Below are 24,181 nucleotides of genomic sequence, written 5' to 3'. Positions count from 1 at the left end.
TGGGGGTGCTCGCCCCTAATTCCACAGCTCAGGCAAGTTCACCCCTCCAGCCACACCCAGATAGTTCTGCATCAGCGTCTTGGGTGAGTTGCCCACAATCTCAGCCACCTCAGCCGGATTATGTCCCGCTGCGATCGCCCTACTAATGAATGAGTGGCGAGAGTTGCGGGGCATTCGATATTCGACTCCAACTCGCTCCAAAATTGGCATCCACGCACGGTTCCGAAAATTGTGATCATCAAACGGCTTACCTCGTGGCGTAGTAAACACGCGATCGCCCAGTGCATAAGTCTCAGGCCTGCGACTCAGCAATAGTTGCTGCACTCGTGGTGAGAGATTGAACTTTCGAGCCTTATTGGTTTTCGTCTGTTTCTGTCGCCCACGGCTCCACGACTCGCCCACCCACACTGCGCTGCAATCTGGTGCCAAGTGCTCCCACTTCAACCCTGCTAGCTCCCCAATGCGGCATCCCAGCGCCAACAGCACCTCCACAAAATCGGCGTAATAGTGGTAAGTCTTGTCTTCCCGAAATCCGTGTAAAATGCGCTCGCACTCGGCTTTGCTGAATGGGCGCGGGCGCTGCTTCGGTGGCACTCTCACCTTCACCTCAGCCCACGGGTCCTCTTTCACAAACCCACGCCGCAGAGCCCAATCCCAGCAGGCCCGCAGCAACCCTATCCGCTCTGAAACCGTTGCAGCCGACAGCTTTTTCAGCAGCTTATCTCGAAACTCAAACGCTTGCAGCTCAGTGATATGGGCTGCTTTTTGGGCTCGAAAAAACTGCCGCAAATGTCCCACCAGCCCGCGATACTTTTCCAAAGTGCGTGGCTCCACCTGGCGGCGCTTAAATTCAACAAATTTCTCAAACAGCTCAACAACCGATAACCCACCCGTAACGGGCTCCGCCTTATACTTGGCCAGCGTTGGGTCAAACTGCTCTAATCGAATATCAGCCTGAATGATTTCAGCCTTGCGTTGGGCGATCGCCCGGTTGGTCACGTCATCTGGCAGCCCCAGCGACATTGTGAACCGTCTGCCACCCCAACTCCACCGCAGCCGCAGCCAACCCTTATCGGCCTCGACTTTGACACTACCCTTCTGCGAGCGCTCCATCCTCAAATTGGTCGAAAACTGGTCTACCAATTCTCGACCAGCAATGTCGCGGGATGTCGATTTTCTGTCTAGACTTGTCGCCACTTATTGAGAATCAGCAAATTGGTTACCGTTCTCGCAAAAAGCTTAGAACCTATATAAATTAGAGCTTTTCAGCGATGGACACAACTGGACTCGAACCAGTGACCCCCACGATGTCAACGTGGTGCTCTAACCAACTGAGCTATGCGTCCGTGCGATTAACTACAATAGCATAGGTTAAGTGCAGATGGAACCTCCATGCCAATTTATCTGTTTTGGGGAGATGATGACTTTGCGATGCAGCAGGCCGTTGCGGAGCTGCGCGATCGCACACTAGACGCAGCGTGGTCAAGCTTCAACTACGACAAAATTCCTCCAGAGCAGGCCGATGGGGTGATTCAAGCCTTGAACCAGGCAATGACCCCCCCCTTTGGCATGGGGCAGCGGTTGGTGTGGTTGGTAGAAACGACCATTTGCCAACGCTGTTCCGAAGAATTATTTGCCGAATTGGAGCGATCGCTCCCGGTCATTCCTACCGAAACGGTGCTGCTCCTCACCAGCACCAACAAACCCGATGGTCGTATCAAATCCACCAAATTGCTGCAAAAACATGCCGAAATTCGCGAGTTTGCCTCCATTCCACCCTGGAAGACGGAATTGCTGGAGCAACGCGTCAAACAAACGGCCCAGCAAATTGGCCTAAAGCTATCGCCCAAAGCAATTGAACTGTTGGCCGAAGCCGTGGGCAACGATACGCGCCTGCTTCACACCGAGCTGGAAAAGCTCAAGATCTTTGCAGGAGAAGGAAAACACGCGATCGCCGAGGATACAGTAACGGCCTTGGTAACCGCAACAACACAAAACAGTTTGCAACTGGCCACCGCCATTCGGCAGGGAGAAACAGGTCGTGCGATCGCCCTAGTAACCGATCTGTTCAATCGCAATGAGCCTGCACTACGCATTGTGGCCACATTAGTAGGGCAGTTTCGCATGTGGCTATGGGTCAAGCTGATGGTGGAATCAGGAGAACGAGACGATCGCAAGATTGCCGAAGCAGCCGAAATTGCCAATCCTAAACGGATTTACTTTTTGCAGCAGGACGTGAAATCTATATCGCTGGCAGCACTGCGCCAAAGTTTGCCTGTGCTGCTGGAGTTGGAAATGGGCCTGAAGCAGGGAGCTGATGAGCGCATATGGATGCAAAGCAAGGTTATTGAGCTATGCCACCTCTTTCAGGCGATCAGCCCGGCACCCGTGCGAACAGGTCGTCGTTAGATGACTCAGCGTGGCATGTGCCGATCAGGGTTTATCTCTTTTGGGGACCTTGCTGTTCAACGTCCTCAAAAAATACTGGGCCTATATCCACTCGCCAACACTTAATGGACTTACGCAAGTCCACTAAATCTGGTGTGTTTGTGTTGTGGGTGGGGGGGGAAGCACCCCACCCACAACACAAATGCGTAAGTCCTGACTTATAACAAGCATGAGGAATGCGTTGATAGAGGCGACTCGCTTCCCTTTACAATGCTGAAAGAGCGACATTGTCAAGAATATTGAACCTGATCAACCCTGGATGGTGTGAACTATGGCCGTTAAAAAAGGCGATATCGTACGCGTAGTGCGCGACAAGCTTGAAAACAGCATGGAAGCAAAAGCCAGCGATACTCGCTTCCCTGCCTACATTTTTGAAACCAAAGGCGAAATTTTGGATGCGAAGGGTGACTACATGCTGGTGCAGTTTGGGCATGTGCCAACGCCTGCATTTTGGCTAAAAGCCGATCAGCTCGAAAAGTTTGAGTAGCGATCGCACAATTCCCCAGTTTCCACCAACACTGGATAGCCCAATCTTCTTAATGCACTGCATCGCGAAGGTTGGGCTATCGCATGAAAGACTTCTTGCGTGAGGGTTACACGGCTGAGCATCCAGCCTTTCCCCCCAAGAAGCAGCTCATACAACGAAGCTCAATTACGCCAGAACTGACGCAGTTGAATGATTTATGGGTGATGTTCTAGACGTGTGGTTATTGGTTGTGGAAGGAGTACGATGCACCCCTTCCACAACCAATAACCACACATTTGAAACGCGACCGATTTATGCATGCGGTTTAATGCTCAGGTTAATTAATTCATACGATTTTGGGGATGTCTGGGAGAGCATCGTTACTGTAAAAGCAGACGTTGCGATCGCCCTTTAACGCTATGAATCCACTTACGTTAAACCTATCGTCTTCCTCATCTATTACCTGTACCTCGCCCCAAGTAACCGTTGTTGGAGCAGGAAACGTTGGCGGCACCCTGGCTCAACGCATTGCCGAGCGCAACCTGGCCGATGTTGTACTGCTGGATGTGCTGGATGGCCGCCCTCAGGGAATTGCGCTGGATCTGATGGAGTCGCGCGGTATTGAAGGGCACGATCGCATCATTCGTGGCACAACAGACTATGCCGATACAGCTGGGTCATCGGTGGTGGTGATTACCGCTGGTTTGCCTCGTAAACCCGGAATGAGCCGAGATGACCTGGTGAAAACCAATGCGCAAATTGTGGTGGATGCTGCCCGACAGGCGATCGCCCATTCTCCCGATGCGGTGCTGATCATGGTGACCAACCCGCTGGATGTCTTAACTTACCTGGCTTGGAAAGCATCAGGATTGCCCCCAGAGCGAGTCATGGGCATGGCCGGAATTTTGGATTCATCCCGGTTTCAGACGTTTATTGCCCTGGAGTTGGGCGTGGCTTCTACAGACGTAAGCGCCATGGTGCTAGGTAGCCACGGCGATCTAATGGTGCCCCTGCCGCGCTACTCCACCGTGAATGGCATTCCTATTTCCGAATTGATGGATGCAGACACCATTGAGCGGTTAGTACAGCGAACCCGCAATGGGGGTGCTGAAATCGTAGAACTCATGAAAACGGGTGGGGCCTACTATGCACCCGCATCATCGACTTGTGTCATGGTAGAAGCCATTGTGCAAAATCGATCGCGCCTGTTGCCCATTGCCTCTTATCTAAATGGTCAGTACGGTCTGAAAGATGTGTTTATTGGCGTGCCCACGCGAGTAGGCTGCCGAGGTGTAGAGAGCGTGCTGGAACTGGACTTGTTTCCCGATGAATTAGCCGCCCTACAGGCCTCTGCCGAAGCCGTACGTCAGCGCACGCATGACGCTCAGGCGCTCTTGTAGTGGCTTGATTGGCGGCTGGATTGCTGCGGCTAGGCGATCGCCAGTGAACACTAGACTTCGTCAAGCCTGCTCGGTTTTGGCTGCTGAGAAATAGGCTTGGCACGCATCAGACTCACAGGCTGGATATGCCGAAGTATAAACCTGCTCTCGTTTGCCAAACAGGGCATAGCGGTTGTCACGAATTTGCTCATACAGGCGATCGCCACCCCATTTCAAGCCAGGAAGCGCTCGATACGCCATCACAAATCCATTTCCCAACGGAAGCAATTGGCCAATCTCTTCGGCAGCATCGCTACCTTGCCAACGACGTTCGGGCTGTTGAGCATCGATCAAAATCATGCCCATTTCGCAGTCTTGCGGCTGAATGTTGAATATTTGCAGCACTTCGGTTTCTTGCATTGCCGCGTATTGAAATCGCTCTCCCCGGTCAACCATTTCCAATGCCTTAACCAGATTGACACACAGATTGCAAGTGCCATCGTAAATCACGATGTAGGGAGCGATCGCAGACAGTTGAGTCAGTGAAGCATTCATAGCAACTTTAAAGAAGTAAGGGAAAAAGGTGAAATGTCAAGGATTGCAAATCTAAAAACCGGAATTTACTTAAAACTCCTGATCTTTTGCGTGAAATTACGGAAAAGCTTGTGTTGAGGTTTGCAGAAAACCTGCGGAATTCACTATGATGATTGAATCATCGTTGCCCCCGTTTCCACTCTAACGAAGTCCGCACAAGGGAGAGTAGTAAAGATATAGGTTGAATCGGGTGGGCGCATGTGTCAGGGTGTGCTGTTCGGATCGCTTCTATTGCCGTAACTGATAACCACTATTGCACGCTCAAGCGGGAGTGCAGACTCATGCAAATTTACAAAAACGTTATGGAAGTGCTGGTTGAGCAAGAAATTGATCGCCAGCTCAATGCCATCCCCCAACGAAACGCTGTACGGGTTAATAAACTAGAATTAACGGCTTACGCGCTGAACCAACTACCGTCGCTATATGCCACAAGTCAACGAGGACTCCAGTACCAGTTGCAGGTTGGCCGAGCCAAGTTTTCCCCACAAATTACTCAAGCCGTACAACGGGCGATCGCAGCAGTTCATCGTGATCCCATTCGTTCGTCTGCACCGCTCAAGCTAAAGGAGCCACCAGTCATTCAGGGTGTGATGGGGCAAATTAGAAAGCTCCTCAACAACGATCAGCTGAGCTGGGAAAGTTTGCCATCGGTATTAGAAACGATGCTGTCCTCTGCCAATTCTCGAGCTGCTGCATCAGCGACCTCTACAGTAGCGGCGACTCCCTCCTCAATACGGCGTCCGGGCTCCGCCTATACAAAGGCATCTTCTCCATTTCCGCAAATGTCTCCGCCAGCCAATCCATCGGCTCCATCGCCAGCAGCGGCCCGCGAGCGGTTGCGGGCTCACGGTTATCGTCCTTCAGCTACAAATTCGGCTCGCCCAGCTACACCACCCCCATCGCAACCCAACCCCTCAGCGTGGGATGATCCTTTCTTTCGGTAAATCCTTGGCTCGATTTGCGGCATCGTAGGGCCAGTTACAGCAATGTGGCTGTACTTGATAACTGCATTTGTTTTAGCTTTTGTGGCTGTACTTGTTTCGGCTTTGCGGATGGCATCTGGCATTCATGGGTTAGCTCGACATCTCGGTTTATGAGCTGGAGGGGGATGCAACGTCGCGTTTGGCTCCTAGGGTGGCGATCGCCACGCCTAGCAAAATCGTGAGTGCCCCCAATCCCACCAGTGGGCCTGGGTTTTCGCGAAATACAACATACCCCAGCAGGCTAGAGCCAATCGGTTCCGCCAAAATGGTGAGCGTAACTAACGTGGGTGAAACCCAGCGCACCGCCCAATTGAGGCTCGTGTGACCAATGAGTTGGGGAAATAGCGCAATAAACGAAATGTAAAGATACACCGAACTGGGATAGTTGCCATACCCAGTGCCCAAAAGCAACGGCAACGGCAGCAGCAGCAGTGCTCCAACAGAATAGGTAACGGCGGCATGGTGACGGATAGCCAGTCCACGCTGCTGAGCTTCGCGTCCAAATAAAAAATAGAGACTGACGGCCCAAGAACCCAATAAGGCTAATCCATTGCCCAGCATGGGATTGGTGCCAATGTTGCTTGTTCCATCGCCCATACTAATCAGCACGCTGCCAGCCAGCGCCAAGCTCATGCCGATAACTGTCAGGCGAGAGGGCACATCCCGATACCAAAGCCAAGATAGCAATGCCACCCAAATGGGATTGGTTGTAACTAATGATGTGGATGCGGCAATGGACGTGTAGGACAGCGAGCTAATCCACGCAGCGAAGTGAATCGCCAAAAACAAACCAGCCCCAGCAGAATAGTAGAGCGCACGGGGTTGAAAGGGGCGATCGCCCAAGGTTCGCCAAACTGGAATCAGGGCCACACTGGCCAAGGTTAACCGGGCTGCAGCCAGCACCAAACTAAACCCAATGCTGTTAGTATTTGCCGATTGAAACGCCAGCCGAATAAAGATAGCAGACGTGGAAACCGACAAAATTCCAATGGTAAGGATAATGACAATGCGGCTGGTGGAGGGCTTTGCAGGGGAATTCATTGCAACCAGTGATACAGCGCAGGCACAGCAAAAGGCGTCCGGTTTATGGTAAGTCGAGCCGGAATGAAACGCTTCACCCGTCGGCATGAAGGCGCAATGTCAATATCTTGCGATCGTCACATGTTTGCAACATTCGGTGGCTACGATGAAACGGCTTCATGCTTCTCACACCATTGAAAAAACCTGGCGATCGCCAGGTTTTTTTTGCTGATTTGCGAATTGCCTCGTGCTCTCCGGCGTGAACGTTAGCTAGAGCACGATCGCAACACCCAGCCCAGTACAACCCCCAGACTGCCAAAGCGAATAATTTGCCAGAACAGTTCGCGAACCCAAGTGCCCGAAATGAGGCGGCTTTCGAGGGATACTTCCAGCTCGCTCAAGCGCTCTTGAAGTTGCTCAATCTCTGTTTTAAGGGATTGCAACCGAGTTTGGCGATACTCTTGTTGGGCTTGTTCCAGCCGTTTTTGTAACTGTTGTTGCTGCAACTGGTCGGACTGCACTTGGGAATAGCGAGCCCTAAGGTCTTGAAGCGATCGCTCCAAGTCATCAAGCGCCGAATTCAGGTCGGGTACGTCCGATGAAGACGCATCTGAGGTTGGCTTCATGTAGCCTATAAAGATAAGGATTGTCGCTGCTAGTCTACAAGACTGTAATACCAATATGCCCGACTCTTCAAAAATCCAGCCGATTATTTCTGCCCCCTTGGTCACGCCAGAGTCAAGTGCGTTGGCTGATATGAGTACAGTAGAGCTAGCCCAAGCGTTGGCTGAGCGTTTGGCGATCGCCCCTAATGACTGGCACAAGCTCAAGGGCAACCGCACCGCACGCGCCGCCGAACAAGCTGCGATCGCCTTGGTCTACCTCCTCAAACAGCAGCCCGACGAATGTTTGGTGCGTCTTCAGCAGGCAACAGGATGGCTCGATCGCTCTGTTTCTGCTCCTCCATGTCCTACCCATGGCACTGCAAAATCGTAACCATTGGCAATCTTTGGGGATCCGACGAATTGACGATCTCCCCACTGCCTCTTGTCCACAATAGCGGTTAAAATAACGAGACATCTTTGCTTAAACCCACGTGGTTACTACGCTTGGAAGGTGCGCAGTGCCCAACGACCGCATGAGTGCTGACTTTTACCGCTTGCTTGGCATTAAGCCAACTGCCTCTGTTCAAGAGATTCGCCGGGCGTATCGAGAACAGAGCAAGCTTTACCATCCCGATACGACAGAGCTAGCTCCGGCGATCGCAACGGCTAAGTTTCAGGAATTGAACGAGGCTTACGCCACGCTGAGCAGTCCCGATCGTCGCGCTGCCTACGATCTGAAACATGGCTATTCACGAGTTCGGGTGATTCAGCCCTCCTTTAATTTGGATTCGCCTAGTTCGACAGTTGGCAAAGCTCGCTCCACCCGGTTTACCGAACCCGGCGATCGCCCCTTATCTGCGGGTGAGCTGTTTGCGCTGTTCATCTTGGGGCTCACATTTCTTGGATGTCTGATTTTGGTCGTCACCATTGGCTTAACGCGGGGCTCGGTTGCGCTTGAGGCATTGACACCCAGCCAAGCCATCCATACAGAGTTGGCCCATGAGGCACCATCACCTACACCCCCGCAACCGACCGAAGGAACCTATCCCCTAAAGGCACCCATGACTCCCTCCAGCATGACCCCAGATCTGCCAGGGCGATCGTTCACTGCTCCTAACCTTCCTTAAGGTTCTTGTCTCCCCCATTTCTAACCCGTTCCAGCCATGTTCCAAGAAGCTATGTCGCTACCGCCGCCCGAAACTCCGCTCTACAACCATCCTCTTCCTGATATTGAAGCTTGGCTCCTCGATCACGGATGCCAGCAAAATACAGAAGAACTACACATCTGGTCGCTGCGCCAAGCCACCTGGCAGGCTGAGCTGATAATGGATGTAGATGCACTGACGGTGCGTTACATTGGCGCAGGCGATACCGGAGAAGACATTGTTCGAACGTTCAAATACTCGCTGAGCCGCCAAGATCTAGATGATGTCATCTTTAGCGGACCTTGAGGGTGAAACAGGTGCGTTGAACAGGTGTAATAACCTTAACGAATTTTGACTTGAAGACGGGTTCAAGATACCTTGCCAAAGCGGCGATCGCGCTTTTGATAGGAACATAGCGCTTGGTGAAATTCTGACCGATCGAAATCGGGCCACAGCGTATCGGTCACGTACAGCTCTGAGTAGGCAACTTGCCATAGCAAAAAGTTGCTAATGCGCATTTCCCCACTGGTGCGAATGAGCAAATCGGGATCGCGATCGCCCGCGGTGTACAAGTACCGTTCAAACAGCGCCTCATCAATATCATCGGGCTGAAGTTGGCCCTGCTGAACCTTTTGGGCGATCGCTCGGCATGCCTGCACAATCTCTTGGCGACCACCATAGTTGGTTGCTACCGTAAACTGAGTGCCCGTATTGTTGCGCGTTTCCTCCATAGATCGCTCAATTTCAGCCTGCAACGAAGCAGGCAGCGCCGCCAAATTGCCCGCAAACCGAATCTTCACATTCTCGGCCTGCATTTCACGCAGTTCTTGACGCAACACCCGCTCAAACAGAGTCATTAAAAAGTCCACCTCTTCCAGTGGACGCCCCCAGTTTTCAGTTGAAAAGGCATAGGCCGTTAGTGCCTCGATTCCCCAATCCTTGCAGCATCGCAGCAGATCTTTCAGCGCATCGACACCGCGACGGTGGCCCATAATGCGGGGCAAGCCGCGCTGCTTGGCCCATCGCCCATTGCCATCCATAATGACAGCCACATGCTTGGGCAAACGGTCTCGACTCAAATCTACAGGTAACTCACTAAAAACGCTTTGCTTTGCTGTCATTTTGTCTCCGGGAAGCCGACGAAGATATACGAGATGGTCGAGTGACAATAGACTTTACCCTATCTCGAAGTTGGCGGCCCAAACTTCGCAGTTGGGGGGCTACGGGTTCGCGATCGCTCGTCTGAGAAAAGCGAGCAATCAGGAGTTCTCTCAGTTTACTGCTGGTTAGGGGTCGATTTAGAATACCCCGTTCCGCCAGGGAAATTGACCCCGTTTCTTCTGATACAACAACGCAGAGACAATTTTCGACCCGTTCGGTAATTCCCATCGCGGCGCGGTGCCGAGTGCCCAGTTGCCGCGATGCCGAGCGCTCCGAAAGCGGCAAAATAACCCCAGCCGACACAATGCGCGACGCCCGAATGAGCACAGCTCCATCGTGTAACAGCGTTGAGGTTTGAAAAATCGTTTGCAGCAGCTCTTTAGAGACTTCTGCGTTGATGCGAACTCCCGGCACCGAGAAATCGCGCTCATCCATAGGGCGATTGGTTTCTAGCAACAGCAATGCCCCCGTACGATTTTGAGACAGCTCCTTAATGGCATCCACGATCTCATCAATGACACTGTCGGACTTGGGAATGGCATCTGTTGAAGGCTTGAAGAGTTGCCAAATTTCGAAGCGTCCCAATTGCTCCAACAGTCGTCGAAATTCGGCCTGCAAGATAAATGCAAGCGCGACCGCAGAGCCAATCACTAATTTTTCTAAAACAAAGCTAAGCAGTCGCAGTTGTAGGGCGTTGCTCAGTGCCGAGGCGAACATAAGCACAATCAGGCCGCGAACCATCCACAGGGTACGGCGATCGCCGATAATGACCAACACCATGTAGGTCAACACCAGAACAAGGGCCAGATCAACTAAAAACTGCGGGGACAGAATCCAGCCCAGATTTGTCAGCCATTGGTTAAGCAGAGAACCCATCAGATTGGTTTGGATTTGATCTTAAGCCCGAATCGTCAGCGATAGACGCTTAACCACTGAGGCAATGGTCAACAGTAACAGCAAGCAATACCGCATCATGCAAGGAAATCAGGAAAACATCCGATCGAGGGTTCTACCGTTGCACTGGGTAGAACCCAAACATAACCATCCGTTTGGAGGAGGGCTAAGCTCCAAACATCATTCGCTCGTTGATTGGGACAGGCGCTCAGGCAAACAGTCGTGACGGATGAGATCGGCAAGGGTTTCTCGTTGCAAAATGACGTTGGCTTCGCCTTGGGAAACGAGGACTGCCGCCGGACGGGTCAGACGATTGTAGTTTGAGGCCATGCTGTAATTGTATGCTCCCGTTCCCATGACGACGAGAATATCACCAGGGGTGGTGCTGGGAAGTTGAGCTTGTTTGATCAAAATGTCGCCCGATTCGCAATGCTTTCCGGCGATGGCCACGGTTTCCGTCATGGGTGCCGACATTTTGTTGGCCACAACGGTGCGATACAGCGACTGATAGGTGATCGGGCGCGGATTATCCGACATGCCGCCATCCACCGTCACATACGTGCGAATGCTGGGGATCGTTTTTTGGCTACCCATGGTGTAAGCCGTAACACAGGCCGATCCAATCAGCGATCGCCCAGGTTCTGCAATCAGCTTAGGCAGTGCAATACCTCGCTCTTGGCAAGCTTTAGCCACAGCTTGGCAGACAACCTTAGCCCACTGGTCAATACTTGGAGGATCATCAGACTCGGTATAGCGAATGCCCAGTCCACCACCAATGTCCAGTTCCTCAATCGTAAGGCCATACTCTGCCGCTTTGAGGAGCCACTGCACCATCACGCCACCCAAATCTTGGTGGGGCTGTAGCTCAAAAATTTGCGAGCCGATGTGAGCATGCAAACCAATACAGTTGAGGTTGGGATGCTGACTCACAAATTCAAAGACCGACTCCAACTGGTCGGGATCAAAGCCAAACTTACTATCTAGGTGGCCCGTGCGAATGTATTCGTGAGTATGGCACTCAATCCCTGGCGTTAGCCGTAGCATGATGCGGATAGGACCATCGCTCTCAAGCTGAGCCAAGGTTTCTAGCTCAAGCCAGTTGTCGGCCACAATGGTGACGTTCGCGGCGATCGCCATCTTCAGCTCATCCACCGACTTGTTATTACCATGCACGTAAATTTTGCTGGGATCAACTCCTGCGGTTAGGGCAGTGTGCAGCTCTCCAGCAGATACAACATCAATGCCCAACCCTTCACTGGCAGCGATCGCACACACCGCCAAACAGTTCCATGCCTTCGAGGCATAAATCACCAGCGACTCACCGGGATAATGCTGCCGAAACGCATCCCGGTACTGGCGGCAAGCCGTTCGCAGCGTTTCCTCATCCAAAATATAAAGTGGCGAACCAAACTGCTGTACCAACGTGACCACATCACAGCCACCAATTTCAAGATGATCGTGCTCGTTGACCCGAGCCGTCAGCGGCATTAAGTGCTGGTTGGGCGATGGAGCCTCTGGAGTAACATTGGGCAAATACTGAAGGCCAGAATTTTCACTGACGGCTAGAGGAGTCGATACCATCGGGTCGTTATCCTTAAAATTGAGAACAGGCAATAAGGGTTAAGCTAGAACACAAAATCGCCATCCTAGATTCGGTTGTCACGGTTCAGACCGAATTTAGCTTTTAAATGGCAGCTTAATCTTTACCTAGTGTACAATCCAGGGCTGTGCATAAAGCCACATCCAGCGGGAAGTGTTGTGAGAAATCTTGTGTTGCAACCGCTCACGGCTGACCAGGTGTTAGCAGCAGTCGAGCTTGATCAACGGTGTTTGGGTGGGCTGTGGACTGCGGAGGGCTATCAGCGCGAACTAGACAGCTCCAATGCGGTGTTGTTGACGTTGCAAACGACGAACCCGGTCGAAATGCGACAAGAAGGCATTGGCTCACAACGGCTGGAAGCTGCAAATCTTACCTCTGGCAAGACAGCTCAAATCTACCCCTCTTATCCAACACCTGCATTCAACGAAGCCTCTCACGGTCTAAGCAGTGTTTCTCATTCTGCTCTGGTGGCGCTGGGCTGCTTGTGGATGATTTTGGAAGAAGCCCACATTACGATCCTGATGGTTGACCCGGTCTATCGTGGGCAGGGGCTAGGTCAGGCAATGCTGTGGTCGCTGTTGGGTGCGGGGCAACAGCAGGGCATGTCATGGGCCACACTAGAGGTGCGTCCTTCCAATACGGCTGCGATCGCCCTCTATCAAAAGTTTGGCTTCCAGTCGGTTGGTACACGCAAACGCTACTACCAAAATCCCGAAGAAGATGCGCTCATTTTGTGGAACAACAGTTTAAAGAGGCCAGATTTTGATACAACGTTGGCTCAGTGGCAGCTTCAGGTGAGCGATCGCCTGCATCAATCGGGCTGGCATCTGAACCTGGACCCGGCATTATTCAAAAAACCTGAATCTTCCTCTTGACAGAAACCCACACTTCTAAGCACTATTGCCTACGGGGTTGCGATCGTTTGCGCAACACTTTCTCTCACGTCAGGTAAAGGCTTGATTAATCAACGGTTAGCTTGCCTGGCTTCGCCCTTAAGTTTCGTCTCCAACACCCCTTACCCCCAAAATGATGGGATCATCGGTCTGCTGTTACCTCCGCGTCAGCAGATTGATTCGCTGTACCCTATGCTAGAATCAGCGTACCGGCACGCAGCAGGTGATATAGACCGCCATGTTTGAACGCTTCACAGAGAAAGCCATTAAGGTGATCATGCTTGCCCAGGAAGAAGCACGTCGCCTGGGTCACAACTTTGTAGGTACAGAACAGATCCTCCTGGGTCTGATTGGAGAAGGGACCGGCGTCGCCGCCAAAGTGCTCAAATCGATGGGTGTCAACCTGAAAGACGCTCGTATTGAAGTTGAGAAAATTATCGGGCGTGGCTCTGGTTTCGTCGCTGTCGAGATTCCGTTTACGCCTCGAGCCAAGCGAGTTCTGGAATTGTCTTTGGAAGAAGCTCGCCAGCTGGGTCACAACTACATTGGCACCGAGCATCTTCTGTTGGGATTAATTCGAGAAGGGGAAGGTGTTGCAGCCCGAGTGCTTGAAAACCTAGGGGTTGACTTAACGAAGGTTCGAACTCAGGTGATCCGTATGCTGGGTGAAACTGCGGAAGTTTCGACCGGCGGCAGCCAAGGACGCACCAAAACCCCGACCCTGGATGAGTTTGGTTCAAACCTGACGCAAATGGCTGGGGAAGGGAAGCTTGACCCAGTGGTTGGTCGTCAGAAAGAAATTGAGCGTGTAATTCAGATTCTGGGCAGACGCACGAAAAACAACCCCGTGCTCATTGGTGAGCCCGGTGTCGGTAAAACGGCGATCGCCGAAGGTTTGGCTCAGCGCATTGCCAATGGCGATGTGCCTGACATTTTGGAAGAAAAGCGCGTGGTTACGCTGGATATTGGTTTACTGGTTGCAGGCACCAAATATCGAGGTGAGTTTGAAGAGCGCCTGAAGAAAATCATGGATGAGATTCGCCAAGCGGGGAATGTCATTCTGGTGATTGACGAGGTTCATACGCTGATCGGCGCAGGTGCTGCGGAAGGAGCCATCGACGCTGCCAACATTCTCAAGCCAGCGCTGGCTCGGGGTGAGCTGCAGTGTATCGGTGCCACCACGCTGGATGAGTACCGTAAGCACATTGAGCGAGATGCTGCGCTAGAGCGCCGCTTCCAGCCGGTGATGGTGGGCGAACCCACGGTGGATGAAACGATTGAGATTTTGCGGGGTCTGCGCGATCGCTACGAGCAGCACCACAAGCTCAAAATTTCAGACGAAGCCCTGGAAGCTGCTGCCAAGCTCTCTGATCGCTACATTAGCGATCGCTACCTGCCGGACAAGGCCATCGACTTGATCGACGAGGCCGGGTCTCGAGTGCGCCTAATTAACTCCCAGCTTCCTCCGGCAGCCAAAGAGTTAGATAAAGAGTTACGTCAAGTGTTGAAGGATAAGGACGACGCTGTGCGTTCTCAAGACTTTGACCGGGCTGGCGAACTGCGCGATCGCGAAATGGAGATCAAGGCTGAGATTCGGTCGATCGCTCAAACCAAGAAGACAGAATCAACCGATGGCGAAGATGCATCGCCTGTGGTGACTGAAGAGGACATCGCCCAAATTGTAGCCTCCTGGACAGGCGTTCCCGTCAACAAGCTGACGGAAACCGAATCCGAGAAGCTGCTGCATATGGAAGATACTCTCCATGGTCGCATCATTGGTCAGGATGAAGCCGTGAAGGCCGTATCACGCGCCATTCGTCGGGCACGGGTGGGATTGAAGAACCCCAACCGTCCGATTGCTAGCTTCATCTTCTCTGGTCCTACCGGGGTTGGTAAGACGGAGCTAACAAAGGCTCTGGCTGCTTACTTCTTTGGCTCCGAAGACGCCATGATTCGTCTGGATATGTCGGAGTACATGGAGCGCCACACCGTCTCCAAACTCATCGGTTCTCCTCCGGGTTACGTTGGGTACAACGAAGGTGGCCAGCTAACTGAGGCTGTACGCCGTCGTCCCTACACCGTAGTGCTGTTCGACGAAATCGAAAAAGCACACCCCGACGTGTTCAACATGCTGCTGCAAATCCTGGAAGATGGTCGCTTGACCGATGCCAAGGGGCGTACAGTGGACTTTAAGAACACGCTGCTGATCATGACCTCGAACATTGGTTCGAAGGTGATCGAAAAAGGTGGTGGTGGCCTCGGTTTCGACTTCTCGACCGATGCGCCTTCCGAGTCTCAATACAATCGCATTCGCTCGTTGGTGAATGAGGAACTGAAGCAATACTTCCGTCCTGAATTCCTCAACCGGGTCGATGAGATCATTGTCTTCCGTCAGCTCACGAAGGATGAGGTGAAGCATATCGCCGACATTCTGCTGAAGGAAGTGACCGGACGCTTGAGCGAGCAGGGCATTACCCTAGAAGTTACCGAGAAGTTTAAGGATCGATTGGTAGAAGAAGGGTACAACCCCAGCTACGGAGCGCGTCCACTACGTCGAGCCATTATGCGCCTGCTAGAGGACTCGCTAGCCGAAGAGATTCTATCGGGTCGGATTCAGAATGGCGATGTTGCCCTGGTAGACGTGGGTGATGATGGCGTAGTCAAGGTTTCTCCGGGCGAGAAGCGGGAATTGCTCCCGCAAGGTGCTGAATAGCGATCGCCCGATTCAACCAAATTGAACCCATAGATTGGTTCTAGAAAGCGGTGGAAGAGTTGTTCTTCCACCGCTTTTTGTAACCATGCATAGTTGAAAATTGTTAATCGCTGATTCGTTGCACAGGCAAAGCGATCGCCCGAAGGTTAGAATAGCCAGCATCAGCACGCTTGGACAGTTCTACGCCTTAGAGGACATCTGAAAAGTGCCTAAAGCTTCGTGTATTGTCCTTACCCTTTGTGTTCCCCTCTCCCAAATTTGGGAGAGGGGAAAGGGTTTGCAGCTCCCCTTCTCCCAAATTTGGGAGAAGGGGCTGGGGGATGTAGAGCGTTGCGCTTCCCGAAGGGTGAGCGATTTTTGGACTTTTCAGACATCCTTTTACCAAACTTTCGCCGTTGATCACCTAGAAATCCTTGCAATTCCACAGTTTTTTCTATGGATTTGTGTGGAGAAAATAGCCGAATCAAAGCGTTGTTTCTGTTAGAAATTGCTGACAATTTTAATCCGTTTATGCTTTTCGCTTTAGGTAAAACTAAGCAATACAACGAGTGAACCATTATGGTACAAGAACTAACTCATTCGGAACTGACGGCTGGGCAACGTCCTGAACTAGATGCATTTTGGATGCCGTTTACCGCAAACCGTCAGTTCAAGTCCAATCCGCGTATCTTTGTGTCTGCCAAGGATATGCACTACACCACCGAAGATGGACGACAGGTGTTAGATGGCACCGCAGGACTGTGGTGTGTCAACGCAGGCCACTGTCGAACTCGCATTGTAGAAGCCGTGAGCAAGCAAGCTGCTACGCTGGACTTTGGGCCTACATTTCAAATGGGGCATCCTGGCCCGTTTGAGTTAGCAACGCGCTTAGCCAACATGCTACCCGGGGACTTGAACCATGTGTTCTATGCTAACTCTGGCTCCGAAGCCGTAGAATCAGCCCTTAAGATTGCGATCGCCTACCATCGTGTAACAGGACAAGGCACACGCCAACGCTTGATTGGACGCGAGCGCGGCTACCACGGGGTCAACTTTGGCGGTATTTCCGTTGGCGGCATTGGCCCCAACCGCAAGTTTTTTGGCAGTTTGCTGAATGGAGTTGATCACCTACCTCACACCCACAATTTGGAGCACAATGCCTTTAGCCAGGGCCAGCCAGAATGGGGCGCCCATTTGGCAGATGAATTGGAACGATTGGTTGCCCTGCATGATGCCTCTAACATTGCCGCTGTCATCGTCGAGCCTGTTGCAGGTTCAACAGGCGTATTAATTCCGCCCAAAGGCTATTTGCAGCGTCTACGCCAAATCTGCGATAAGCATGGAATTTTGCTGATTTTTGATGAAGTGATTACAGGCTTTGGTCGGTTGGGTAGCCCCTTTGCAGCCGAGCATTTTGACGTGTTGCCCGACATGATTACTGTAGCCAAGGGCATTACCAACGGTACGATACCCATGGGGGCGGTGTTTGTGCGCAAGCACATTTACGAAGCGTTTATGCATGGGCCGGATAATGCTATCGAGCTGTTCCATGGCTATACCTATTCGGGCCATCCAATGGCATGTGCAGCAGCTTTGGCCACGCTCGATATTTACGAAGAAGAAGGATTGTTCCAACGAGGACATGATCTTGCTGACTACTGGCAAAATGCAGTGCATTCCCTCAAAGATTTGCCCCATGTGATAGACATTCGGAACATTGGCCTGGTGGCAGGCATTGAACTAGAATCTAGACCTGGGAAGCCTGGAGCTAGAGCATTTGAGGCGTTTTTGCGGGCGTATGAAGCAGGATTACTGATTCGCACTACTGGCGATATTATCGCTTTGTCGCCACCGCTCATTATCGAAACTCATCACATTGATCAACTGATAGGAATGTTGTCGAGCGTGCTGCGATCGCTTGATTAATGTTAGTTGATTCATGCCTGCGAAGACCTCATGGGTTGAGTACTACAGGCAACAGAAACGGGTTTGCTTTAATTGCAAACCCGTTTTTTGTTCTTTCTTATTCAAAGCCGCTCTGGACATGCTGATGATTGATGATGGTGTGTTTCCCATCGACAGACAAGAGCGATCGCCCTCATCAATTGCTTTCTATCAAACCATGGTGCGATCGTCCATTCATGTGCAGAGAGACGTTGTCGAGTGCAATCAGCCAAAGGCTTTGTAGACGAACAAAACAAATGCGGTGAATAGTTAGAGAATTGAATTCTTACTTTACAAGTTGAATTGCTGTTGATTACAACATGCATCGCTTCATCTCTAGCGACACACAGGTTTCCCCCGTCCGTCCACAATAGAAAGCACCAGTGATGAACCCCATGCAAGATTATGTAAAATCCAACTTAAGCCCACATTAGGTGTGCGCAAGCTTCAAGGCGAAACCTATCCTAAGACACATTTTTGTTCATGAACCCCACCATACTGTGAACGGTGTCAATGTCGATCCAAGAACAGGAAACCACATCTCTTTGACCAATAATTGCCATGACGGCTGCTCGTCCCACGGCACAACATCACACAACATCACGGAACAGCAGACAAAACTTTAAGGAACACTATCGAAATATTACAGCTTTCATCGAGTTGTATCGACTTGTGTGTTGCCTAATCCACAGTTCTGAAAATACCGTTATGGTATAAACGAATATAAAGAAAACCTTAAGGAGGTCAATCAATGACTCCTTTTCTGATTCATCGGTTTTGGTCTTTCATCGAAGACACTCAATCTAGTGTCCTGCTCAACTTAGACGACAACAGCCTAGAACGGTGGCTTGTCAATCAGTTCAGGCATGACCAAAACCTCAACTCCAAAGACGAGTATCTCGTGAGTGACTACATTCGCTCCCGCATTCCTTTGATTCGTGAGATGGCTCACGAACGCAACTAGTTGGGGCAAGGTCCGATGCCAACTCGTCTCATACTTGGAACTAAAAATCATTGCAGAGTCGCAGCTCATGCCCTCTGCCTAGGCAATGCTGCTCACCTGAGTGACAAACTTAAGGGGCGATCGCATCTTGTCCGCTACATCTATTTTCAATGGAAAAGAAATTGTAACCACCAGCCAATCTCGTTATCAGTTGGCTGATGTTTTTATGGCGATATGTGAGAGTGCGATTAAGAGTGCGATGCCGACAGCATATGTGCATCGCACTTATGCTGTCTACAGTGGGCACGACAAGATTGAGAAAGCCGAAGGATGCAATAAAAAGCCCACCGTTCGTTAATTCAGTGATGAGCCATTAGAACAACATAAAATCTTAAAACTTTGTGCCGATCGCTAAGCGGTCGGCACAAAGTTTTAAGGTCTGGTTTTAATGGTGTCGGGGTACTTAGAAAGGATCAAATGTGTAAACAATACCGATTAAGGCTCCAATATCGAAGCTATCCAGCACTGCAAAATTGATTCCGGTTGTCACAGCAATTTGATCTGTAACGGGGATATCAAGCCCGCCGGACAGGAGCAAATCAAATTCGCTGTCATCGTCAAAGGTAACCGCAAAACCTGCCCCAAGATAAGGAGCAAGCGTAATATACTCGGTTCGGATAGGGGCAAAATCGTAGGTCACCGGTACCAGAGCTGTGACACTATCGCCAATCAACAGTGAAGGACGTAAAGAAACATAGTCAGCGATCGTAAATTTGCTGACCACGGCAAAGCTACTATCCGATAGGGCAGTATCTCCACCAATGCCAATATTGCCACCAACACCGATAAAGCTAGGATTCACCGAGCGGCCAGCAGGCAGTTGAGCGATCACGTTTCCAGCAGCATCGGTCACTTCATCGACCGTATCGGAAACAACCGCTTGCCCCGATCGCGTAACAACGGTACGAGAGTCAAAGATATAGCTGACCCCTAGCAATACTCCAAAGTCAAACGTGTCGAACGGGGCAATATTTGCGCTGGCTGTTAGGGCTACTGTATCCGTAACAGGCACATCAAGACCTGCGGTCAGCAATAGATCTAACGCCTCTCCATCGCCTGTGCTGATCGCCAAACCACCACCCACGAACGGAGCAAAGCCACCTGGCTCAGCGATCGCAAAATCATAGGTTACAGGCAGTAGGAAAGAAACATCGTCGCCAAATAGAGCACTAGGACGAGCCGAAAGGTATGGATTGAGGGCAATCTTGCTGAGAACAGCAAAGCTGGTATCTCCCAAGGCCGGATCGCCAGTAATGCCGATGTTGGCTCCGACACCAATGTAGCTAAACGTGAATCGACGCTCAAGCTGACCAAAGGTTTGAGCTTGGCGAATTGGCTGAGACTCTTCCAGCACACCAGGCTCAGAGATAGTCATTGGGGTCAGGGATGGCACAACAGGCTCAGCCAAAAGGTCGGCTGCAGTTCCCGTCGGAGTTTGAATCGAGGGGTTCAGGTAGATTTCACTCGGTGCTTCAGCAGCCGTTGGCGCATTAGGCTCTGCACTGACTGCATCGGCTGGAGTTGTGGCAGGCATCACTTCGGCGGTAGCTTCTGCGGGCGCTTCCATGGGCTCAACACCCATCGCAGAATCTGGGGCATTTGGCAATTCTGCCGCTTCTGATGCAACGGATTCAGAGGCAACGGGCTCAGAATTTAGCTGCTCCGATGCTTGCTGGGTTTGCTCTAGTGTGGGCTGTTCAGTTAAGGAAGGTGTTGCTTCGGGAACCAAGGGGGTAGATTCAACCGCTGGCAGGGTTTGTGCCGAGCTGGGAGAATTTTGCGCTTCTAAAGATTCAATCGTGTCTGCATGACTAGCCGATTGGCTAGATACGAATGCCGAGATGGCAATGCTACATGCAAGAAGAACCTGTTTGATTAGTAAAGTAGATTTCACCATCACTCCTCCACAAGAATGTAAAGATGATTACCAAGTCGAACCCAAAATGATGTAGCTATGGGCATTTTGGCTCATATTTACGCTGCAACAAGTGTCTCGCGAGATATAGATTTGGTCAAGTTTTGGGCTGAAATTTCTGAAATTTGGGAATTTTCAAAAACGATTTAGCATTCTCTTATTTTGACTTACTCGTTCTTGATTTTTTGTTGTTTTTTTGAAAACCTTAATCAAATACTTAATCTATGTTTTGGATAGGATGTATTGATTAAACGCCCTAAAACCTAGGCTGAAACAAACCTTTGAGTCCTTACTAAACAAGGGTCTTGGCGATCGCCCAACCTACCAACTTCAGGATTCTGGGGATCAATCATAAAGAGATTTTTTATCACTAAACCTTATGGTGAGAGACGTTTTTTTTGATAAAACTTGATGATGAATTCATCACAATGTAAATGTTATTAAAGGCTAAACTCCGTAGAATCGCGCAATTAAGTGTCATCAATATTACTTGTCATGAATATCGCAAAGATCTAACTTTTAGCAGATGACGGCGATCGCATCGCAAAGAACTGATCGTATCCTGAGATTTCAATCAAGCATGGATGAACCCAATGCGATCGCATCAGTTTTGATATGCCAGCACTTTGGAGCGGACAGTAAACACGGATTGCAGCAACTTAATGGAGAGCTACTGCATGAATCGTTGCCCGACGGAACCGCACAACGATTCATGCAGCAAAAGGCTATTCGGCAAGAAACTATGGTGACCCATACCGCAATAAAGGATTCCAGATTTCACAACTTTATCAATAGAGTTGTGAAATGCTAGCTCTCGATTCTTGATGCGATCGCCACCAAAGGTAGGGAATGAAGCAAGCACCCTACAGCACCCTTAGCACACTCGGGATTTCGGCCAAACCCTGGAGCGATCGAATATCGGCCAAGGCAGCACGAAAATTGCCTTCACGCACATCGTGAGTAACCACCACAATTTCGGCCAAATTATTTTGGAAACCGATTTGCACCACCGATTCCAAACTCACATCATGCTGGCCAAAGCAAGTGCCAATTTTGCCAATCACACCCGGCATGTCTTGCGTTAAAAAGCGCGCATAGAACCGAGTAACCAATTCATCCATGGGGCTAATAGTGCAGTAATGCTCGTGAATGCAGGCCAACAGCGGATGCAGCTCGTCAGGATTGCGGCCCGAAGACTTGAGCAACGCCACAATATTTTGGATATCCGATACAACGGCGCTGGCGGTCGGCCCCATACCAGCCCCCCGACCAAACAGCATCACCTGACCGACCGGATCGGCCTCAACCAAAATTGCGTTGTACACATCGTTCACGCTGGCAAGGGGATGGGTTTTGGGAAGCAGGGTTGGGTGCACCCGCACTTGAAGATGATCGGTGGTGTCCTCTGGACTGGCGGGCGGTTCGCGCAGCGCCGTTGCCAGCAGCTTAATCACAAAACCCAATTTTTCAGCGTAGGCAATATCGGCAGCGCTAATGTGGCGAATGCCTTCACAATAAACATCATCCAGCTTGATGCGGCCACCAAAGGCTAGCGAGGCGAGAATGGCAATTTTATCAGCCGCATCCAGGCCATCAACGTCGGCGGTGGGATCGGCCTCGGCGTAGCCTAGCCGCTGGGCATCGGCCAGCACCTCACCAAAGTCGGCTCCCTCGCGCTGCATGCGTGTAAGGATGTAGTTGGTGGTGCCGTTGACAATGCCGGTAATGCGCTGAATGCGGTTGACGCTAAGCGATTGCTTGAGCGGCTGAATGACCGGGATGCCACCTGCAACGGCCGCCTCAATCATGACATACACGCCTGCGGCATTAGCTGCATCAAAGATTTCTTCGCTGTAGCGGGCAATGACGGCTTTGTTGGCGGTAACCACATGCTTACCATTGGCGATCGCCTTTAAGATTAGCGATCGCGCCGGCTCTAGCCCACCGATGACCTCCACCACAATATCAATGGTGGGGTCGGTCACAATGTCATCCAGATTTGTGGTGAGCAGGTTTTGAGGCAGCTCAATAGGACGGGGCTTGTCGAGCGATCGCACGCCCACCCGAGTAATTGCAATCTCGCTCAGCAGGGGATGACGCAATTCTGGGTTCAGCAGAATTTCTGCTGTGCCTGCACCAACGGTTCCCAAACCCAACAAACCTACATTGAAAGCCACGGTCTACTATCCACCACGAAGAGTTCCCTAACAATTTTAGAATCCCAAGGGCGCTTCACAGTGCGAATCCATCTGCGAATCCAGCATTTCTCAATTCAACAAAGCCACCGAGCGATTGCTATAGGATGAAAAGTGACCTGATTTACCCTTGCACGATCCATGGCGGCAACTCCCGATCCCAACATTCGCATTGCAATGACCATTGCTGGTTCTGATAGCGGCGGTGGAGCTGGCATTCAGGCCGATTTGCGAACATTCTCCTTTCATCGGGTACATGGCACAAGCGCCCTAACCTGCATTACCGCGCAAAATACGCAGGGAGTAACGCGGGTGGATGCGCTGCCCCCAGAAGCAGTCGTCGCTCAAATGACGGCCGTCATTAGTGACATTGGGGTTCATGGGGTCAAAACGGGTATGTTACTCAACTCTGGCATTATTGCTGCGGTAGCCGAGCAAGCCGAACAGCTGGCGCTGCCCAATTTGGTCGTCGATCCAGTCATGGTGTCGCGCACGGGTGCCCAGTTGATTGATGATGTGGCGATCGCCACGTTGCGCCAGCGGCTCATCCCCTTGGCTACGATCCTGACCCCCAATCGCTACGAAGCCCAAATGCTCAGCGGACAGGAAATTAACACACTGGATGACATGAAGGCTGCTGCAAAAGCAATTCAATCGCTGGGGCCAAGTGCGGTGTTGGTGAAGGGTGGCGGTATGACGGGCGACCTGCGCGGAGTTGATGTGCTGATCGAGGGCGATCGCTTCGAGGTGCTACACACGCAAACCATCGATACGGTGGATACCCATGGCACAGGCTGCACCCTGTCGGCGGCGATCGCAGCGAACCTGGCGCTTGGGCGATCGCTCATGGAATCGGTACAGGTTGCCAAGCATTATGTCACTCATGCATTGCTGCACTCCTTGCGCATTGGCCATGGACAAGGGCCGGTTGGTCATTTCTACTCCTTGCTGTAAACCTAAATTTCACCCTGGATGCGATCGCCCGTGACCAGTCCGCCATAGAAATGGCCGCCCAGCTCGTGTTATTCGGTCAACACCGTCAAACTAAACTTCTTCCCAAACTTGGGAGATGAAGTTGAGAGATGAAAGCTTTTTTTTGACAGCTCAAACATTCTTGAAGCCGACATTCCGCAGGTTGCTCTGGGAATTAAAGGGAGTGGGGATAAGCTGAGGGAGACGAGTTAGGATCGCCCCCTTGCAGATCGAGAACTTGGACCACTTGGGACTGATTGCGGGTGTTATTG

General features: G+C 51.3%; 22 protein-coding genes and 1 tRNA gene. 13 read left to right on the top strand and 10 right to left on the bottom strand.

The features are described from left to right. Positions 1 to 15 precede the first annotated feature (15 nt). Positions 16 to 1,197, bottom strand: a complete 1,182-nt coding sequence (locus ACQ4M4_RS12685; protein WP_430684847.1) for a tyrosine-type recombinase/integrase — start codon at positions 1,195 to 1,197, stop codon at positions 16 to 18. Positions 1,198 to 1,272: 75 nt separating this feature from the next. Further along, a tRNA-Val gene (locus ACQ4M4_RS12680) sits at positions 1,273 to 1,346 on the bottom strand. A 46-nt stretch (positions 1,347 to 1,392) separates the two neighbouring features. Between ACQ4M4_RS12680 and holA the strand changes: the two genes are divergently transcribed. The 3 genes from holA (at position 1,393) to mdh (ending at position 4,314) form a co-directional block, all read left to right on the top strand. After that, the gene (gene holA, locus ACQ4M4_RS12675; protein ID WP_430684846.1) at positions 1,393 to 2,409 is read left to right on the top strand and encodes a DNA polymerase III subunit delta; all 1,017 of its coding nucleotides are present in this window, start codon (positions 1,393 to 1,395) and stop codon (positions 2,407 to 2,409) included. A 310-nt stretch (positions 2,410 to 2,719) separates the two neighbouring features. Next, positions 2,720 to 2,935 (top strand): NAD(P)H-quinone oxidoreductase subunit O, encoded by a 216-nt coding sequence (locus ACQ4M4_RS12670; protein WP_430684845.1) that lies wholly within the window; start codon positions 2,720 to 2,722, stop codon positions 2,933 to 2,935. 398 nt (positions 2,936 to 3,333) lie between these two features. After that, positions 3,334 to 4,314 (top strand): malate dehydrogenase, encoded by a 981-nt coding sequence (gene mdh, locus ACQ4M4_RS12665; protein WP_430684844.1) that lies wholly within the window; start codon positions 3,334 to 3,336, stop codon positions 4,312 to 4,314. 60 nt (positions 4,315 to 4,374) lie between these two features. On the opposite strand, the gene ACQ4M4_RS12660 is transcribed toward mdh, so the two are convergent. Then, a complete protein-coding gene (locus ACQ4M4_RS12660; RefSeq protein ID WP_430684843.1) occupies positions 4,375 to 4,848 on the bottom strand; it encodes a thiol-disulfide oxidoreductase DCC family protein in 474 nt (157 codons plus the stop codon). Positions 4,849 to 5,168: 320 nt separating this feature from the next. On the opposite strand from ACQ4M4_RS12660, the gene ACQ4M4_RS12655 reads away from it, so the two are divergent. After that, the gene (locus ACQ4M4_RS12655; RefSeq protein WP_430684842.1) at positions 5,169 to 5,831 is read left to right on the top strand and encodes a late competence development ComFB family protein; all 663 of its coding nucleotides are present in this window, start codon (positions 5,169 to 5,171) and stop codon (positions 5,829 to 5,831) included. 147 nt (positions 5,832 to 5,978) lie between these two features. Here the strand turns inward: ACQ4M4_RS12655 and ACQ4M4_RS12650 are convergent, their stop codons facing one another. After that, the gene (locus ACQ4M4_RS12650) at positions 5,979 to 6,911 is read right to left on the bottom strand and encodes a DMT family transporter (RefSeq protein WP_430684841.1); all 933 of its coding nucleotides are present in this window, start codon (positions 6,909 to 6,911) and stop codon (positions 5,979 to 5,981) included. A 245-nt stretch (positions 6,912 to 7,156) separates the two neighbouring features. Beyond that, positions 7,157 to 7,516, bottom strand: coding sequence for a hypothetical protein (locus ACQ4M4_RS12645; protein ID WP_430684840.1), 360 nt, complete (start codon positions 7,514 to 7,516; stop codon positions 7,157 to 7,159). A gap of 55 nt (positions 7,517 to 7,571) precedes the next feature. On the opposite strand from ACQ4M4_RS12645, the gene ACQ4M4_RS12640 reads away from it, so the two are divergent. The 3 genes from ACQ4M4_RS12640 to ACQ4M4_RS12630 all read left to right on the top strand — a co-directional run bounded on the left by ACQ4M4_RS12640 (position 7,572) and on the right by ACQ4M4_RS12630 (position 8,946). Then, positions 7,572 to 7,886 (top strand): DUF6439 family protein, encoded by a 315-nt coding sequence (locus ACQ4M4_RS12640; protein ID WP_430684839.1) that lies wholly within the window; start codon positions 7,572 to 7,574, stop codon positions 7,884 to 7,886. Between the two features lie 142 nt (positions 7,887 to 8,028). Then, on the top strand, positions 8,029 to 8,622 hold the full coding sequence (locus tag ACQ4M4_RS12635) for a J domain-containing protein (protein WP_430684838.1): 594 nt from the start codon (positions 8,029 to 8,031) through the stop codon (positions 8,620 to 8,622). A gap of 36 nt (positions 8,623 to 8,658) precedes the next feature. Further along, entirely contained in the window at positions 8,659 to 8,946 is a 288-nt protein-coding gene (locus tag ACQ4M4_RS12630) for a DUF3143 domain-containing protein (RefSeq protein ID WP_430684837.1), read from the top strand. A 62-nt stretch (positions 8,947 to 9,008) separates the two neighbouring features. Here the strand turns inward: ACQ4M4_RS12630 and ACQ4M4_RS12625 are convergent, their stop codons facing one another. The 3 genes from ACQ4M4_RS12625 to lysA form a co-directional block, all read right to left on the bottom strand. Then, positions 9,009 to 9,761, bottom strand: a complete 753-nt coding sequence (locus ACQ4M4_RS12625) for an isoprenyl transferase (RefSeq protein WP_430684836.1) — start codon at positions 9,759 to 9,761, stop codon at positions 9,009 to 9,011. Beyond that, entirely contained in the window at positions 9,736 to 10,677 is a 942-nt protein-coding gene (gene cdaA, locus ACQ4M4_RS12620) for a diadenylate cyclase CdaA (protein WP_430684835.1), read from the bottom strand. The genes ACQ4M4_RS12625 and cdaA overlap by 26 nt, the downstream gene beginning before the upstream one ends. 198 nt (positions 10,678 to 10,875) lie before the next feature. Then, on the bottom strand, positions 10,876 to 12,276 hold the full coding sequence (gene lysA / locus ACQ4M4_RS12615; RefSeq protein WP_430684834.1) for a diaminopimelate decarboxylase: 1,401 nt from the start codon (positions 12,274 to 12,276) through the stop codon (positions 10,876 to 10,878). A 189-nt stretch (positions 12,277 to 12,465) separates the two neighbouring features. Here lysA and rimI point away from each other — a divergent pair, with 189 nt between their 5' ends. From rimI to ACQ4M4_RS12590, 5 genes are all read left to right on the top strand, one after another. Beyond that, the gene (gene rimI, locus ACQ4M4_RS12610) at positions 12,466 to 13,170 is read left to right on the top strand and encodes a ribosomal protein S18-alanine N-acetyltransferase (RefSeq protein WP_430684833.1); all 705 of its coding nucleotides are present in this window, start codon (positions 12,466 to 12,468) and stop codon (positions 13,168 to 13,170) included. 256 nt (positions 13,171 to 13,426) lie between these two features. Further along, a complete protein-coding gene (locus ACQ4M4_RS12605; RefSeq protein ID WP_430684832.1) occupies positions 13,427 to 15,901 on the top strand; it encodes an ATP-dependent Clp protease ATP-binding subunit in 2,475 nt (824 codons plus the stop codon). Between the two features lie 558 nt (positions 15,902 to 16,459). After that, positions 16,460 to 17,806: an aspartate aminotransferase family protein gene (locus ACQ4M4_RS12600; RefSeq protein ID WP_430684831.1), complete on the top strand. Its 1,347-nt coding sequence runs from the start codon at positions 16,460 to 16,462 to the stop codon at positions 17,804 to 17,806. A 118-nt stretch (positions 17,807 to 17,924) separates the two neighbouring features. Further along, the gene (locus tag ACQ4M4_RS12595; RefSeq protein WP_430684830.1) at positions 17,925 to 18,068 is read left to right on the top strand and encodes a hypothetical protein; all 144 of its coding nucleotides are present in this window, start codon (positions 17,925 to 17,927) and stop codon (positions 18,066 to 18,068) included. A gap of 507 nt (positions 18,069 to 18,575) precedes the next feature. Beyond that, complete coding sequence (locus tag ACQ4M4_RS12590) at positions 18,576 to 18,788, top strand: hypothetical protein (protein ID WP_430684829.1); 213 nt, start codon at positions 18,576 to 18,578, stop codon at positions 18,786 to 18,788. A 442-nt stretch (positions 18,789 to 19,230) separates the two neighbouring features. Here the strand turns inward: ACQ4M4_RS12590 and ACQ4M4_RS12585 are convergent, their stop codons facing one another. Both ACQ4M4_RS12585 and ACQ4M4_RS12580 read right to left on the bottom strand, forming a co-directional pair. Then, positions 19,231 to 20,724: a hypothetical protein gene (locus ACQ4M4_RS12585; RefSeq protein WP_430684828.1), complete on the bottom strand. Its 1,494-nt coding sequence runs from the start codon at positions 20,722 to 20,724 to the stop codon at positions 19,231 to 19,233. A gap of 881 nt (positions 20,725 to 21,605) precedes the next feature. After that, positions 21,606 to 22,919 (bottom strand): homoserine dehydrogenase, encoded by a 1,314-nt coding sequence (locus tag ACQ4M4_RS12580; protein WP_430684827.1) that lies wholly within the window; start codon positions 22,917 to 22,919, stop codon positions 21,606 to 21,608. A gap of 159 nt (positions 22,920 to 23,078) precedes the next feature. Between ACQ4M4_RS12580 and thiD the strand changes: the two genes are divergently transcribed. Beyond that, positions 23,079 to 23,891 (top strand): bifunctional hydroxymethylpyrimidine kinase/phosphomethylpyrimidine kinase, encoded by an 813-nt coding sequence (gene thiD / locus ACQ4M4_RS12575; protein ID WP_430684826.1) that lies wholly within the window; start codon positions 23,079 to 23,081, stop codon positions 23,889 to 23,891. Positions 23,892 to 24,181 lie beyond the last annotated feature (290 nt).

The sequence above is a fragment of the Leptolyngbya sp. AN02str genome (assembly GCF_050565595.1).
Classification (GTDB): Bacteria; Cyanobacteriota; Cyanobacteriia; order Elainellales; family Elainellaceae; genus Kaiparowitsia.
Note: the sequence above shows the minus strand (reverse complement) of the source record. Positions and strands in the feature narration are given on the sequence as shown.